17 protein-coding genes are annotated in these 14,346 nt (G+C 72.8%); 5 read left to right on the forward strand and 12 right to left on the reverse strand.

What is annotated here, in order from left to right:
• Positions 1-45 precede the first annotated feature (45 nt).
• Positions 46-771, forward strand: coding sequence for a Clp protease N-terminal domain-containing protein (locus AB0K14_RS36235; RefSeq protein WP_360459424.1), 726 nt, complete (start codon positions 46-48; stop codon positions 769-771).
• Here the strand turns inward: AB0K14_RS36235 and priA are convergent.
• From priA to AB0K14_RS36260, 5 genes are read right to left on the reverse strand one after another with little or no spacing between them, the layout of a single operon-like run.
• Complete coding sequence (gene priA / locus AB0K14_RS36240) at positions 734-1,468, reverse strand: bifunctional 1-(5-phosphoribosyl)-5-((5-phosphoribosylamino)methylideneamino)imidazole-4-carboxamide isomerase/phosphoribosylanthranilate isomerase PriA (RefSeq protein ID WP_360459422.1); 735 nt, start codon at positions 1,466-1,468, stop codon at positions 734-736. The genes AB0K14_RS36235 and priA overlap by 38 nt on opposite strands.
• Positions 1,469-1,477: 9 nt before the next feature.
• Positions 1,478-2,113, reverse strand: coding sequence for an imidazole glycerol phosphate synthase subunit HisH (hisH, locus tag AB0K14_RS36245; RefSeq protein WP_360459420.1), 636 nt, complete (start codon positions 2,111-2,113; stop codon positions 1,478-1,480).
• A 55-nt stretch (positions 2,114-2,168) separates the two neighbouring features.
• Positions 2,169-2,639: a hypothetical protein gene (locus tag AB0K14_RS36250; protein ID WP_360459418.1), complete on the reverse strand. Its 471-nt coding sequence runs from the start codon at positions 2,637-2,639 to the stop codon at positions 2,169-2,171.
• Positions 2,640-2,648: 9 nt separating this feature from the next.
• The gene (locus AB0K14_RS36255; RefSeq protein ID WP_360459416.1) at positions 2,649-3,548 is read right to left on the reverse strand and encodes a transketolase; all 900 of its coding nucleotides are present in this window, start codon (positions 3,546-3,548) and stop codon (positions 2,649-2,651) included.
• Positions 3,545-4,237 (reverse strand): transketolase, encoded by a 693-nt coding sequence (locus AB0K14_RS36260; protein ID WP_360459414.1) that lies wholly within the window; start codon positions 4,235-4,237, stop codon positions 3,545-3,547. Before AB0K14_RS36260 ends, AB0K14_RS36255 begins: the two co-directional genes overlap by 4 nt.
• Positions 4,238-4,290: 53 nt before the next feature.
• On the opposite strand from AB0K14_RS36260, the gene soxR reads away from it, so the two are divergent.
• Entirely contained in the window at positions 4,291-4,752 is a 462-nt protein-coding gene (gene soxR, locus AB0K14_RS36265; protein ID WP_360459412.1) for a redox-sensitive transcriptional activator SoxR, read from the forward strand.
• A gap of 52 nt (positions 4,753-4,804) precedes the next feature.
• Positions 4,805-5,320, forward strand: coding sequence for an RNA 2'-phosphotransferase (locus AB0K14_RS36270; protein WP_360459504.1), 516 nt, complete (start codon positions 4,805-4,807; stop codon positions 5,318-5,320).
• On the opposite strand, the gene AB0K14_RS36275 is transcribed toward AB0K14_RS36270, so the two are convergent.
• From AB0K14_RS36275 to hisD, 5 genes are all read right to left on the reverse strand, one after another.
• Positions 5,292-5,882, reverse strand: coding sequence for a helix-turn-helix domain-containing protein (locus AB0K14_RS36275; RefSeq protein ID WP_360459410.1), 591 nt, complete (start codon positions 5,880-5,882; stop codon positions 5,292-5,294). The two genes, AB0K14_RS36270 and AB0K14_RS36275, sit on opposite strands and share 29 nt — an antisense overlap.
• Positions 5,883-6,149: 267 nt before the next feature.
• On the reverse strand, positions 6,150-6,305 hold the full coding sequence (locus AB0K14_RS36280) for a hypothetical protein (protein WP_360459408.1): 156 nt from the start codon (positions 6,303-6,305) through the stop codon (positions 6,150-6,152).
• Complete coding sequence (gene hisB / locus AB0K14_RS36285) at positions 6,306-6,905, reverse strand: imidazoleglycerol-phosphate dehydratase HisB (protein ID WP_073899729.1); 600 nt, start codon at positions 6,903-6,905, stop codon at positions 6,306-6,308.
• Positions 6,902-8,008, reverse strand: coding sequence for a histidinol-phosphate transaminase (locus AB0K14_RS36290; RefSeq protein ID WP_360459502.1), 1,107 nt, complete (start codon positions 8,006-8,008; stop codon positions 6,902-6,904). Before AB0K14_RS36290 ends, hisB begins: the two co-directional genes overlap by 4 nt.
• Entirely contained in the window at positions 8,008-9,324 is a 1,317-nt protein-coding gene (gene hisD / locus AB0K14_RS36295; protein WP_360459406.1) for a histidinol dehydrogenase, read from the reverse strand. The genes AB0K14_RS36290 and hisD overlap by 1 nt, the downstream gene beginning before the upstream one ends.
• Before the next feature lie 170 nt (positions 9,325-9,494).
• On the opposite strand from hisD, the gene AB0K14_RS36300 reads away from it, so the two are divergent.
• Positions 9,495-10,808 carry a M14 family metallopeptidase gene (locus AB0K14_RS36300; protein ID WP_360459404.1) on the forward strand — a complete coding sequence of 438 codons (1,314 nt, stop codon included), beginning with the start codon at positions 9,495-9,497 and terminating at the stop codon, positions 10,806-10,808.
• Here the strand turns inward: AB0K14_RS36300 and AB0K14_RS36305 are convergent.
• Entirely contained in the window at positions 10,789-11,925 is a 1,137-nt protein-coding gene (locus AB0K14_RS36305; protein ID WP_360459402.1) for an aminotransferase class V-fold PLP-dependent enzyme, read from the reverse strand. The genes AB0K14_RS36300 and AB0K14_RS36305 overlap by 20 nt on opposite strands.
• 109 nt (positions 11,926-12,034) lie before the next feature.
• Between AB0K14_RS36305 and AB0K14_RS36310 the strand changes: the two genes are divergently transcribed.
• Positions 12,035-12,787: a hypothetical protein gene (locus tag AB0K14_RS36310; RefSeq protein WP_360459400.1), complete on the forward strand. Its 753-nt coding sequence runs from the start codon at positions 12,035-12,037 to the stop codon at positions 12,785-12,787.
• A gap of 1 nt (position 12,788) precedes the next feature.
• Here AB0K14_RS36310 and AB0K14_RS36315 read toward each other — a convergent pair whose 3' ends face one another.
• Positions 12,789-14,333 (reverse strand): ABC transporter substrate-binding protein, encoded by a 1,545-nt coding sequence (locus tag AB0K14_RS36315; protein WP_360459398.1) that lies wholly within the window; start codon positions 14,331-14,333, stop codon positions 12,789-12,791.
• Positions 14,334-14,346 lie beyond the last annotated feature (13 nt).

Here is a 14,346-nt window from a genome sequence, read left to right on the forward strand (position 1 = left end):
AACCCGAGGTTGACCACGTCCTCGGCGTCAACCTACAGTTGACGGGTGGTAGCTCCCCCGGTCCAGCTCACGGACCTCATCGTCACCGTCGCGTCGGAACACCCCGACGTGCTGCGCAGGCTGACCGCCGCCGTGGAGCTGAGCGCCCAGCTCGACGAACTGGGCGACCACCTCATCGGCCACTTCGTGGACGAGGCCCGCCGCGCGGGCGCGAGCTGGACCGACATCGGCGAGAGCATCGGCGTCACCAAGCAGGCCGCGCAGAAGCGGTTCGTGCCCAAGGAGTCGCCCGACCTCAAGCCGAGCTTCGACCGCTACACCGACCGGGCCCGCCGGGTCATCGTGCTGGCCCGCCACCACGCCAGGTTCAGCGAGCACATCGGCACCGAGCACATCCTGCTCGGCCTGCTGGACGAGTCCGGCGGCCTGGCCGCCAAGACGATCGCCAAGCTGGAGGCGTCGGAGGGCACCACCCGGATGGCCGTGCTCAACGAGCTGGACGGCACGGTCCGGCAGCGGCCCGAGCAGCAGCCGTTCACCACGCACTGCAAGAAGGCGCTGGAACTGGCCGTGCGGGCGTCACTGCGCCAGGGTCACCACTTCGTCGGCACCGAGCACCTGCTGCTCGGCCTGCTCGCCGAGGGCGAGGGCACCGCGGCCAAGGCCCTCGCCCGCACGGGCGTGACCGAGGCGGCCGCGGAGGCCCACATCGTCAAGGAGATCGAGGACGCGATCAACCGCGCACAGCGGCCAGCGCCTCCGGGAGCGTGAACGCGCCCGCGTACAGCGCCTTGCCCACGATCGCGCCCTCGACGCCGTCGCGGGACAGGGCCGCCAGCGCGACCAGGTCGGCCACGCTGGACACCCCGCCGGAGGCGATCACCGGTGCGTCGGTGCGCGCGCACACCTCGCGCAGCAGGTCCACGTTCGGGCCCTGGAGCGTGCCGTCCTTGCCGACGTCGGTCACCACGTAGCGGGCGCAGCCGTCGCGGTCCAGCCGCTCCAGCACCTCCCACAGGTCGCCGCCGTCCTTGGTCCAGCCGCGCGCGGCGACCCGGTGGCCCTGTTCGGTGATCCGCACGTCCAGGCCGACCGCGATCTTCTCGCCGTGCTCGGCGACGACCTTCGCGCACCACACCGGGTCCTCCAGCGCGGCCGTGCCCAGGTTCACCCTGGCGCAGCCGGTCGCCAGCGCCGCGGCCAGCGACGCGTCGTCGCGGATGCCGCCGGACAGCTCCACCTTGACGTCCAGCTCGCCGACCACGCGCGCCAGCAGCTCGCGGTTGCCGCCGCGGCCGAACGCGGCGTCGAGGTCGACCAGGTGGACCCACTCGGCGCCGTCGCGCTGCCACGCGAGCGCGGCGTCCAGCGGGTCGCCGTAGTTGGTCTCGGTGCCGGCCTCGCCCTGCACGAGCCGAACGGCCCGGCCATCGGCCACGTCAACGGCCGGGAGCAGCGTGAAAGTCACGCGTTCAGCCTAGTTGACGCTCTTGAGCCAGTTCTCCAGCAGGTGCGCGCCCGCGTCGCCGGACTTCTCGGGGTGGAACTGGGTCGCCCACAGCGGCCCGTTCTCCACCGCCGCGACGAACTGGTCGCCGCCGTGCTCGGCCCACGTCACCAGCGGCGCGCGGAGCGTGTCGGACGCCTCCAGCTCCCACTTGCGCACGCCGTAGGAGTGCACGAAGTAGTAGCGGGTGTCCGCGTCGAGGCCGGCGAACAGGGCGGTGTCCCCGGGCGCGCGGACGGTGTTCCAGCCCATGTGCGGCACGACCGGCGCCTCCAGCCGCTCCACCGTGCCCGGCCACTCGCCGCAGCCCTCGGTGAGCACGCCGTGCTCGATGCCCCGCTCGAACAGGACCTGCATGCCGACGCAGATGCCGAGCACGGGACGCCCGCCGGCGAGCCGTTGGCCGATGAGCCGACCGCCCTTGATCGCGTCCAGGCCCGCCATGCACGCCGCGAACGCGCCGACACCGGGCACCACCAGGCCGTCCGCGTCGAGCGCGGCCCGGTGGTCGGCGGTCACCTCCACGTCGGCGCCGACGCGCTGGAGCGCGCGCTCGGCGGAGCGGATGTTGCCGAATCCGTAGTCCAGCACAACGACCTTGGGCACGTGACCAGGGTAGTCGCCACGTCGCGCCCCGCGAGCGTGCGGTCCGCCACGACCGTCAGGCCAACCCGCCCTGCGTGACCGGGACGACGGGCAGGACGGTGTTGATCGGCAGGCCGGCGCGGTCGGGCAGGGCGGTGACCCAGGTGTCGGCACGGCCCTCGTCGACCAGGGCGCGCACCTCCGCCACGTCGGCGGGCAGGTCGACGGGCGCCGGGCGGGCGTCCAGCCGCCACCAGCGCAGCAGGCCGACCAGCCGCCGCGCCGGGCCCGTGGAGCCCGCCCGCTCGCCGTCGGTCCACACCTCGGCGCCGGGAGACCAGCGCAGCAGCAGCGCCGCCGCACCGGTCTCCCGCACCCGCTCGGCCAGCCGGACCGCCGCCGGGAACCCGATCTGCCTGCGGGGCAGCAGCACCGTCCCGGACGCCACCGGGACCAGGGCCGCGGGGCCCGCGGCGGCGCGGTGCAGGTTCAGCTGCAACTCCGCGGTCGGCGCGGGTGTCCAGATCAGGGTTCTCGGCACGCTCACAGGCAGAGATCATGCCGCAGCGAGCGGGTGGCCGAACATCCGACGCACGGCCGCGGCGATGCCGAGCACGTCGAGGTCGTGCGCCGAATCGTGGTCCTCGGCGGTGCCGTAGGCCCGCAGTTCGGCGTCCCGGCGCACGCCCAGGGACCGCAGCCGGTGCGGCACGTCGGCCAGGGCCTCGGTCGCCAGGTGCGCCGACGTGCCCTCCAGGTACGGCTCGACCAGCAGCACGTCGGCCTGCCCGGACCGGTCCACCGCGGCTCGCAGCCCGGCCGCGTCGAAGGGCCGCACGGTGGTCGCGTAGAGCACGGTCACGTCGGCGTCCCGGGTCGCCTCCAGCACGGTGTCCAGCATCGGTCCGACGGCCACCACCACGCCCCGCCGGCCGCGCCGCACCTCGGTGAACCCCTCGACCACCGGGTGCGGCGCGCCGTTGCGGCGCAGTGAGAGCCGGATGTAGACCTGGTCGTCGCGCGCCAGGGCGTCCCGCACGAGCGACCCGACCTCGTCCGGGTGGCCGGGCACCCGGACCGTCCAGCCGGGCAGGGTGTCGAACAGCGCCACGTCGCCGGGCGCCTGGTGCGTGCGGCCCCACGCCGGGTCGTCGTAGGAGCCGCCGATGCTGACCAGCACCCCGCCCACGCCCTGGTGCCCGAAGTCCAGCTTGACCTGCTCGAACGGCCGCTCGACCAGGAACGGCGCGTAGGTGTGCACCACCGGCCGCAGCCCGCTCAGCGCCAGCCCCGCGCCCACGCCGACCATCGCCTGCTCGCGGATGCCGACGTTGATCACCCGCTCGTGCGGCGCGAACGCGTCCCGCGAGATCTCCGCCAGCACGACGGCGACCCGCGGGTCGTGCCGCATCGCGTCCTCGACGGTGTCCACGAAAACCTGTCGCATCGACGTCATCGCTCCCCCTCGCCGATCTCCGCCACCACGACCAACGGCCGGCCCGGGTGGTCCTGCGTCAACACCCGGTGCAGCGCCTCGTGGTCGCGTCCGTCCACTGTGGACGTCTGCCACCCCTCGACCTCGAACCGCCTCGCCACGCCGCCGGGCCAGCCGTGCGTGCCGGACGCGTTGTCCACCACCACCGTGACGAGGTGGTCCAGGCCGAGCCGGCCGGCCAGCGCGATCGCCTCGTGGTTGCTGCCCTCGTCCAGCTCCGCGTCGCCGACCAGCACGAACGTCCGCGCGGTGCGGCGTTGCAGGCGCAGGCCGAGCGCGGTGCCGACGGCGATCGGCAGGCCGTGCCCCAGCGAGCCGCTGCTGATCTCCACGCCCTTGACCAGGACCCGGTCCGGGTGCTGTCCCAACGGCGAGTCCCACGCCGTCCACGTGTCCAATGTGGACGGATCGAGGTAGCCCTTCGCGGCCAGCACGGCGTAGTACGCCATCGGGCCGTGCCCCTTGGACAGCAGGAACCGGTCGCGGTCCGGGTCGTCCACCAGGTCCGGCGACACGTCCAGCACCCGGTCGTAGAGCACCCACAGCACGTCCAGCGTGGACGCCGCCGCCCACTCGTGCTTCTCGTCACCCGTCATGCGCCGGAACAACGCGGGGATGTCCGCGAAGCCGGACTTGTCCTTGACTGCCATGACACCACGAAACAACTTCGACTTAGGTCGAGGTCAAGCAATAGGATGCGCACGTGAGCAAGTTGCCGGAGATGTTGACCATCGGTCAGGTGGCCGAACGCAGCGGCGTGCCGCACACCGCGCTGCGGTTCTACGAGGAACGGGGGCTGATCACGTCCGAGCGCACCGCGGGCAACCAGCGCCGGTACCCGCGGCACGTGCTGCGGCGGCTGGCGTTCATCCGCACCGCGCAGCGGGTCGGGTTGTCGCTGGAGGACGTGCACGCCGCGCTGGCGACCCTGCCGGACAACCGCACGCCGACCAAGTCCGACTGGAGCAGGCTGTCGACGAGCTGGCAGGTGGAGCTCGACGCGCGGATCGACGCGTTGCGGCGGCTGCGCGACCGGCTGACCTCGTGCATCGGCTGCGGGTGCCTGTCGCTGCGCAGCTGCTTCCTGCACAACTTCGAGGACGAGCAGGCCGCCGACGGGCCCGGCGCGCCCAAGCTCAAGCCCGCTCTCGAAGGCGGCACGTGATATCGGGTTGTGCCGCCGTGCTGCACTGGGGGTCGTGCAAGAGAAGAAGCAGATGGTCCGCTTGTCGAAGCGGATGGCGAGGGTCCTGCGTCACGCGCCGGGGGACGTCGGGTTGACGCTCGACGCGGCCGGGTGGGTGGACCTGGATGATCTCGTGCGCGCCCTGGGCGTGCCCCGGGCGCAGGTGCTGGAGGTCGTGGCGGACAACGACAAGCAGCGGTTCGCGATCGAGGACGGGCGGATCAGGGCCAGTCAGGGGCACACCGTGGCGGTGTCGTTGGACCTGCCGGTGGCCGAGCCGCCCGCCGCGCTGTACCACGGGACCGTGGGCCGGGTCCTGTCCGACATCTTCCGCGACGGACTGCGGCCGATGGCGCGGCACGACGTGCACCTGTCCGCGACCGTGGAGACGGCGGTGCGGGTCGGGTCACGCCGGGGCAAGCCGGTGGTGCTCGCGGTCGACGCCGCGGCCATGGCCGCCGACGGCCACGAGTTCCGGGTGAGCGCCAACGGCGTGTGGCTGGTGGCCGCCGTGCCGCCTAACTACCTGCGAGAACACGTCTCGTGAGCCAGTCGAGGCCCGCGACCACCTCGTCCGGGCCCAGACCGCGCACCTGTCTTTGGTACTGGTAGACCTCGGGGGCCAACGGCGCCATCAAGGCGTCCACCACGGCCGCGGGCGCGCCGTCCACCAGCGAGGCGACGTGCCGCCGCCAGAAGCCGTAGGCGCCCGCCCGGAACCGCGCCCGGCCCGTCTCCGCGCCGAGCACCAGGTGCAGGTGCCGTTCCAGCAGGCCGACCATGGTCCGGTAGAACGCGGCCAGCCGCTCGTCCGGCGGCGCGCCCGGACCCAGCGGCGGCGGTCCGGTCAGGATGCGGGCCTGGATCCCGGACTCGTGCTCGTCCAGCAGCGCCTGCGCGATCGACGTCGTGTCCGGGTAGCGCCGGTAGAGCGTCGCCCGACCCACGCCCGCGGCACGGGCGATGTCCTCCATCGTCACGCCGACCGACCCACCGGCGGCGGCGAACACCTCTTCCGCGGCGGCGAGCACGCGGGCCCGGTTGCGGGCGGCGTCGGCCCTCTCCCGAGGGCGACCGACGGTGATGGCGGCCTCAGCCGGTGACGACATGTGACCAACCATACGCAGACAGCCAAATCCGCTGCCCGCGCCGCGCCCGAACGTTCAACTCGGGGGTCCTGAACGTAGGACACGCACGACCTGAACGTAGGACACGCGCGACCTGGAGGTACGACTCGCGCGACCTGAACGTAGGACTCGCGCGCGTGTCCTACGTTCAGAACGCGCGTGTCCTACGTTCGGAACGCGCGTGTCCTGCGTTCAGGAGTCGTGAGTTGAACGTTCGGGGGCCCCGAGTGCCGAGTGTCGTGGTCGGGGTCAGAGGAGCCAGGTGATGGCGGCGCCCACGGCGACGGCGGCGAGGACGAGCAGGATGATCGCCAGGGCGCGGGCCGTCTTCCAGGTGCTGTAGACGCCGCCGCCGAGGAAGCCGGCCAGCGCGATCAGGCCGATGACCACGTATTCCTTCGGCATCTACAGGACGCCCTTGGTCGACGGGACGCCGCCGACGCGCGGGTCGGGCTCCACGGCCGCACGCAGCGCCCGCGCGATCGCCTTGAACTGCGCCTCGGCGATGTGGTGCGGGTCGCGCCCGTACTCCACCCGCACGTGCAGCGCGATCCCCGCGTGGAACGCCAGCGAGTCGAACACGTGCCGGTTCAGCACGAACGGGTAGTTGCCGCCGATGGTGAAGGTGTTGAACTGCTCCGGCTCACCCACGTGCACGCAGTACGGCCGCCCGGACACGTCCACCGCCGCGTGCGCCAGCGTCTCGTCCATCGGGATCCACGCGTCGCCGAACCGGCGGATGCCCGCCTTGTCGCCCAACGCCTCCCGCAACGCCTGGCCGAGCACGATCGCCACGTCCTCCACGGTGTGGTGCGCGTCGATCTCCACGTCACCGGTCGCCCGGACGACCAGGTCCAACGACCCGTGCACGCCCAGCGCGGTCAGCATGTGGTCGTAGAACGGCACGCCCGTCGCGATCTCGACCTTGCCGGTCCCGTCGAGGTCCACCTCGACGTACACCGACGACTCCCTGGTGGTGCGCTCCACCTTGCCGACCCGGCTCACCGGCCAACCTCCTTGCTCGCCGCGAGGAACGCGTCGTTCTCCTCCGGAGTACCGACCGTCACCCGCAGATGTCCGACGATGCCGACGTCCCTGATCAGCACACCGCGTTCCAAATACGACCGCCACGTGGCGTGCGCGTCCTCGAACCAGCCGAACAGCACGAAGTTCGCGTCGCTCGGCACCACCGAGAAACCCAGAGCCGCCAACGAGTCCACCACCCGGTCGCGCTCGGCCGCCAACCGGGCCACCGAACCCAGCGTCTCCGCCGCGTGCCGCAACGACGCCCGCGCCGCCGCCTGGGTCAACGCCGACAGGTGGTACGGCAGCCGCACCAGCTGCAACGCGGCCACCACGGCGGGTGCGGCGGCGAGGTAGCCCAGCCGGCCGCCGGCGAACGCGAACGCCTTGCTCATGGTCCGGCTGACGATCAGCTTCGCCGGGTAGTCGTCCAGCAGCACGACCGCGCTCGGCCGGGACGAGAACTCCGCGTACGCCTCGTCCACCACGACCATGCCGGGCGCGGCCTCGATCAGCACCCGCAGGTCGTCCAGCGGCAGGCTCTGCCCGGTCGGGTTGTTCGGGCTGGTCACGAACACCACGTCCGGGGCGCGCTCGGCGACGATCCCGGCCGCGCGCTCCACGTCCAGCGAGAAGTCGGCACGGCGGGGCGTCGGCGCCCACTCCGTGCGGGTGCCCGCGGCGATGATCGGGTGCATCGAGTACGACGGCTCGAAGCCCAGCGCCGACCGGCCCGGCCCGCCGAACGCCTGGAGGATCTGCTGCAGCACCTCGTTCGACCCGTTCGCCGCCCACAGGTTCGCCGAGGTCAGCGGCACGCCCGTGGACGAGGCCAGGTAGGCGGCCAGGTCCTCGCGCAACGCCACCGCGTCCCGGTCCGGGTAGCGGTGCAGCTCGCCCGCGATCGCCGCGACCTCCCGCACCACGTCCGCCACCAGGGCGGGCGTGGGCGGGTACGGGTTCTCGTTGGTGTTCAGCCGGACGGGCACGTCCAGCTGCGGCGCGCCGTACGGCGTACGGCCGCGCAGGTCCTCACGCAGGGGGAGGTCGGCCAACTCGACCTTCGAGCCGATGGCGGGCTTCATCATCCGGGGAACCTCGCCGTGATCGCCTGGCCGTGCGCGGGCAGGTCCTCGGCGTTCGCCAGCGCCACGACGTGCGGCGCCACCTCGCGCAACGCGTCCTCGCTGTAGTCGATCACGTGGATGCCGCGCAGGAACGTCTGCACCGACAGCCCCGACGAGTGCCGCGCGCACCCGCCGGTGGGCAGCACGTGGTTGGAGCCCGCGCAGTAGTCGCCCAGCGACACCGGCGAGTGCGGTCCCACGAAGATCGCGCCCGCCGCGCGCACCCGTGCCGCGACCTCGCGGGCGTCGGCGGTCTGGATCTCCAGGTGCTCGGCGGCGTAGACGTCCACCACGCGCAGCCCCTCGTCCAGGCTGGACACCAGCACGGTGCCCGACTGCTTGCCCGTCAGCGCCGTCCGCACGCGTTCGTGGTGCTTGGTCGCGCCGGTCCGGCGGTCGAGCTCCGCGTCCACCGCGTCCGCCAGCTCCGGCGACGTGGTCACCAGCACGCTCGCGGCGAGCGGGTCGTGCTCGGCCTGGCTGATCAGGTCGGCGGCCACGTGCGCCGGGTCGGCCGTGTCGTCGGCCAGGATCGCGATCTCGGTCGGCCCGGCCTCGGAGTCGATGCCGATCAGCCCGCGCAGCAGCCGCTTGGCGGCGGTCAGGTAGATGTTGCCGGGACCGGTCACCACGTCCACCGGGTCCAGGGTGCCGCCGTCGGTGTCCGTGCCGCCGTAGGCGAGCAGGGCGACCGCGAGCGCGCCGCCGACGGCCCACACCTCGGTCACGCCGAGCAGGGCGGCGGCGGCCATGATCGTCGGGTGCGGCAGCCCGCCGAACTCCTCCTGCGGCGGCGAGCAGACCACCAGCGACTCGACGCCCGCGATCTGCGCCGGCACCACGTTCATCACCACGGTGGACGGGTAGACGGCCAGGCCGCCGGGCGCGTACAGGCCGACGCGGGACACCGGCACCCAGCGCTCGGTGACCGTGCCGCCGGGCACGACCTGGGTGGTCGTGTCGACCCGGCGCTGGTCGGCGTGCACCTTGCGGGCGCGGGCGATGGACTCCTCCAGCGCCGCGCGCACGGCCGGGTCCAGCTCGGACAGCGCGCGCTCCAGCTCGGACGCGGGCACGCGGACGGAGGCGGGCCGGACCTTGTCGAACTTCTCGCCGTGCTCGAGGACGGCCTCGACACCCCGTTCGCGCACGTCGTCCACGAGCGGCCGGACCTGATGCAGCACCGCGTCCACGTCGACCTCGGCGCGCGGCAGCGCGGCGCGCAGTTCGGCGGCGGACGGGACACGACCTCGCAGGTCGATGCGGCTGAGCATGCCTCCAAGGGTAAGCGGTCGCCAATTCCGTCAACTGTCAGCCCGCACCCCGGCGGTGAACCCGACAAACGGGGGCTACCTCGATCCGTGATCGAGGGGCCACGCTGCGTGGGCACCCTCCTGAGGTGCGGCACATCTCCGTCGCAAACCCTGCTGATGATGGAGGCTTGATGTTCACCAAGCGGCGCGGCCTTGTGGCCGCCGCGCTGGTCGCGAGCGTGGCCCTGGTGCTCCCCGCGCACCCGGGATCTGCTCAACCGGCGACCGCGCACACCCCGGAGCGGACCGTCTTCGAGGTCACCGCGACCACACCGGAGGCCCGCACCAAGGTCGCCCGGACCGGCGTCGACGTCCTCGGCCAGAACGGCGACACGCTCACCGTGATCGCCGAACCGCGCCAGCAGTGGCTGCTGCGCGCCACCGGGTTGCCGATGAAGGACACCGGTGACGCGGACGCGCAGCTCGCGGGCCTGGGCAAGGTCGACTTCACCGACCCGCAGCTCGGCACGCAGGACTTCCCGTCCGGCTACACCGGCTACCACAACTACGCGGAGATGGTCACCGAGCTGAACCAGACCGTCCGCGACCACCCGAACCTCGTCACGCTGCGCAGCATCGGCAAGTCGTACCAGAACCGCGACCTGTGGATGATCAAGATCAGCGACAACCCGACGGTCGACGAGGCCGAGCCCGAGGTGCTGTTCACCTGCAACCAGCACGCGCGTGAGCACCTGACCGTGGAGATGTGCCTGCACATCATCAAGCGGTACACCGACAACTACGCGTCCAACTCGGCCGTCAAGGGCGCGGTCGACAGCCGGGAGATCTGGATCATCCCGAGCGTCAACCCGGACGGCGCCGAGTACGACATCGCGACCGGCTCGTTCCGGGCGTGGCGCAAGAACCGGCAGCCGAACTCCACCTCCACCGGCACCGACCCCAACCGCAACTGGGGCTACCAGTGGGGCTGCTGCGGCGGTTCCAGCGGCAGCGGGTCGAGCGAGACCTACCGCGGCCCGTCGGCGTTCTCCGCGCCGGAGACCGCCCGCGTCCGCGACTTCGTCGGCACGCGCGTGGTCGGCGGTGTGCAGCAGATCAAGACGCACATCGACTGGCACACCTACTCGGAGCTGATCCTGTGGCCGTACGGCTACACCTACAACGACACCGCCGCGGGCCTGGACGCCACCCAGGCCAACGTGTTCCAGACCATGGGCAGGCGGATGGCGGCGCTGAACGGCTACACGCCCCAACAGGCCAGCGACCTCTACATCACCGACGGCAGCGTGGACGACTGGATGTGGGCCGCGCACAAGATCTGGAGCTACACGTTCGAGATGTACCCCAGGTCGGCCAGCGGGACCAGCGGCTTCTACCCGCGTGACACCGTGATCGCCGCGCAGACCTCGCGCAACGACACCGCGGTGCAGCTGTTCCTGGACTACTCCGACTGCGTCCCGCGCATCACCGGGCGCACCTGCTGACGGCCGCCACGGCCTGATCCACCTGCGCGGGCTCGACGAAGTAGTGGGGCGAGGCCCTGACCACCTCGTCGAGCCCGCGCCGGGTCATGTCCAGCAGCGTGGACGACGCGCCGCTGACGGTGACCGTGACGCCCTCGTCGGCCAGCCGGTCGCGCACGTCGGCCGCCGACACCCCGTCCACGGTGAACGTGACGATGCCCGCCTTGCGCACGCCCGGGTCGCGCACCGTCACGCCGGGCAGCGCGCCCAGCCCGTCACGCAGCCGCCGGGCCCGTTCGCCGACCTCGCGCTCGATCACGTCCAGGCCCTTGGCCAGCGCGTACCGCGCCGCCGCGATCAGCCCCAGCCGGTCGGCGACGCTGGTCTCCCAGATCTCGTAGACCCGCGCGTCGTCGCGCAGCCGGATCTCGTCCGGCCCGACCCACTCGGCGCTGTGCAGGTCGATCAGCCGGGGGTTCATCCGCGCGGCGGCCTCACGGCGCACGACCAGCACACCGGTGCCGCGCGGCCCGCGCAACCACTTGCGGCCGGTGCCCGCGATCAGGTCGACACCCAGCTCGTCGGCGCGCACCGGCAGCTGCCCGATCGACTGGCACGCGTCGAGCAGCACCAGCGCGCCCACCTCGTGCGCCGCGTCGGCGACCTCGCGCGCCGGGTTCACCAGCCCGCTGTTGGTGGGCACGTGCACCAGCGAGACCAGCTTCACCCGCTCGTCCAGCAGGTCCTTCAACGCGTCCACGTCGACCTGCCCGAACTCGTCGGACGGCACCGCTTGCGCGGACGCGCCGACCTCACGCGCCCGGCGCAGGATCGGGATCGCCGTGCCCGCGTACTCGGCCTCGCTGAACAGCACCCGGTCACCAGCCGCCAGCGGCACCGCGTCGAACGCGGTCAGCCACGACCGGGTCGCGCTGTCGGTGAACGCGACCTCGTCCGGCGACGCGCCCAGCAGCTCGGCGAACACCCCGTACCCGGCCTCCAGGTCGTCCGCCCGCTCCCGCGCGGCCAGGTACCCGCCGACCTCCGCCTCCCGCCGCAGGTGGCCGATCACCTCGTCCAGCACCTCGCGCGGCGGCAGGGAAGAACCGGCCGAGTCGAGGAAGATCCGGTCGTGCACAGTCGCCCCCCGCGGTGTCCCGGGCCGGTCCGGCGGTTCCGGTCGGCCCACTGCTGTACTTCGTGTACACCATGACGCAGGCGTACGGCGAGAGCGGAGGGGCGGTGCGATGACCGGCGAGCATGACGACGGCCCGCCCCCGACCACCAACGAGGTGAGCGCGCCGGGCGGTGTGCGGGACGTGGTCCAGGCCGGCCGGATCGGCCGCTACATCGTCAACCACCCCCTGCACTCGTTGCTCGCGGCGCTGACCGGTGCGGCGCTCGTGCTGGCCGGCGCGGTCGCGTGGTCGACGCTGGGCGGCCCGGAGGTCGAAGGCGCGGCGAACGGCTCCCCGACCACCGCCACCGCCGAACCGACCATCGGGCAAACCACCGAGCCCGCTGCCGAACCCACGACGACGACCACCACCACCACCAAGCCCACGACCACCACGGCCGAGCCCACGACCACCACGACGTCGTCATCCACGCGCCCCGCGCCGGCACCGGCCAGGGAGCTGTGGCAGGGGACGGTGAAGCTGCACGGGGACGGCGGCCCGAGGGGCGGCTGGTTCTTCGACGAGGCCGACCCGAAGGCGGGCTTCACGATGGGGGACCTCGCCTACGGCGGCGCGGGCACGGTCACCAGCCACAAGGTGGCCGACCTGCCGGACGACGCGTCGCCCCACCAGCCGCGGTGCGCCGAACTCCTGCGCGCCACCGCCGGGATCACCAGGGCGCCCGCTCACATCGGCAACGCGTTCTGCTTCACCACGCGCGGCGGCCGGGTCGGTCACGCCGTGGTGACCGGCACGTCCCCGCGCGACCCGCTCGACCCGTCGATCACGGTCGACGTCGTCGTCTGGGACCTGCCGGGCTGACCTAGCGGGGTGTCCACTCCTCCAGGTTCCACCACGGCCCCCACGACAGCGCGCCGTGCCCGTGCGGGTCGACGACCTCCTGGTAGCCGTTCCAGTTCTCCCGCACCACGTACGTGTGCTGCACCGCCGCCAGCACCACCATGCCCGGCGCGGCCACGTACGCGCGCTGGAACTGCTTGTACGCCGCCGCCCGCTGCGCCGGGTCCAGCAGCGACCGCCCGACGTCGAGGGCGGCGTCGACCTGCGGGTTCGAGTAGCCCCACGGGTTGCCGGTGTGCAGCGGCTGGTAGGTCATCAGGTCCGGGTCGAACGGCGTGCCGCCGCCGTGCAGCACCGCGTCCACGCCCAGCCTCGGCGTGAGGGCGTCCCACCCCAGCCCGGCCAGCTGCACGTCCACCCCGACCGCCTTGGCGTCGGCGGCGAACGCGGTGGCCAGGTCGGCGCGCACCACGTCGCCGATCGGGTACATCAGGGTGAACCGGGCGGCCACGCCGTCGCGCACCCGCACGCCGTCCGCGCCGCGCACCCAGCCCGCCTGGTCGAGCAGCAGCTCGGCCTGCGCCTTGTCGTAGGCGAACCGGGCGCCGGTCTCCACGAACTCCGGCAGCGTGTCCGGCACCGGCGTGCTCGCCACCGCGCCCTTGCCGCCCAGCAGGTTGTCCACCATGCCCTTGCGGTTCACCGCGTGGTTCAACGCCATCCGGATGGCGCTGTCGCCGGTCACCGGGCCGCCGGGCAGGGTGACCGCGCGCAGGTCGGCGCTGCGGTGCGTGATCACCCGCATGCCGTTGGCGTTGCCGAACGACTGGGCCAGGCGGGGCGGCAGCTCGGTGCCGTCGAACTCGCCCGCCTGCATCCGCTGCGCCCGCGTGTTGTCGTCCGGCACGAACACCACGGTCACCTTGCGGATCTTCGGCTCACCGCCGAGGTAGGAGGCGTTGGCCTCCAGCACCATCCGGTCGCCCTTGCGCCACTCCACCAGCTTGTACGGCCCCGTGCCGACCGGTGGCACGTCGCGCAGCGGGCCGCCGAACGCCTCGCTGGGCAGGATGCCGAGCACGAGCGTGTGCGGGAACGCCGCCCACGGCCGCGCGAGCGTGAACCGCACGGTGTGCATGTCCAGCTGCTCCACGCCGGTCAGCTCGGCGTACGAGGCGCGTTCGGTCGAGCCGGACGCCGGGTCGAGCAGCGCCCGGTAGGTCGCCACCACGTCCTCGGGCCCGAACGACGTGCCGTCGGTGAACTTCACGTCCTCGCGCAGCTCCACGGTCCAGCTCAACCCGTCGGCGGCCGGCGTGGGCGCGTCCGCCGCGAGCTGCGGCCGCACCGAGCCGTCCGCGCGGTGCTCCACCAGTCCGTCGTACAGCTTCGACACGCCCTCGCGGCCGTAGCCCAGCAGCGGGTTCAGCGTGGTCGGCTCGATCGGGTCGGCCAGCACGAGCGCGCTGCCGTCCGACGTGCCCTCGGCGCTCGGTGTCGTCGTGCCCGTGCACCCCGCAACGGCGAGCGCGGAGACGAGGACGAGCGGGGGCAGGAGGGAGCGCACGAGACCCGACACT

It is taken from the genome of Actinosynnema sp. NPDC050801 (assembly GCF_040673975.1).
Taxonomy (GTDB): Bacteria; Actinomycetota; Actinomycetes; order Mycobacteriales; family Pseudonocardiaceae; genus Actinosynnema.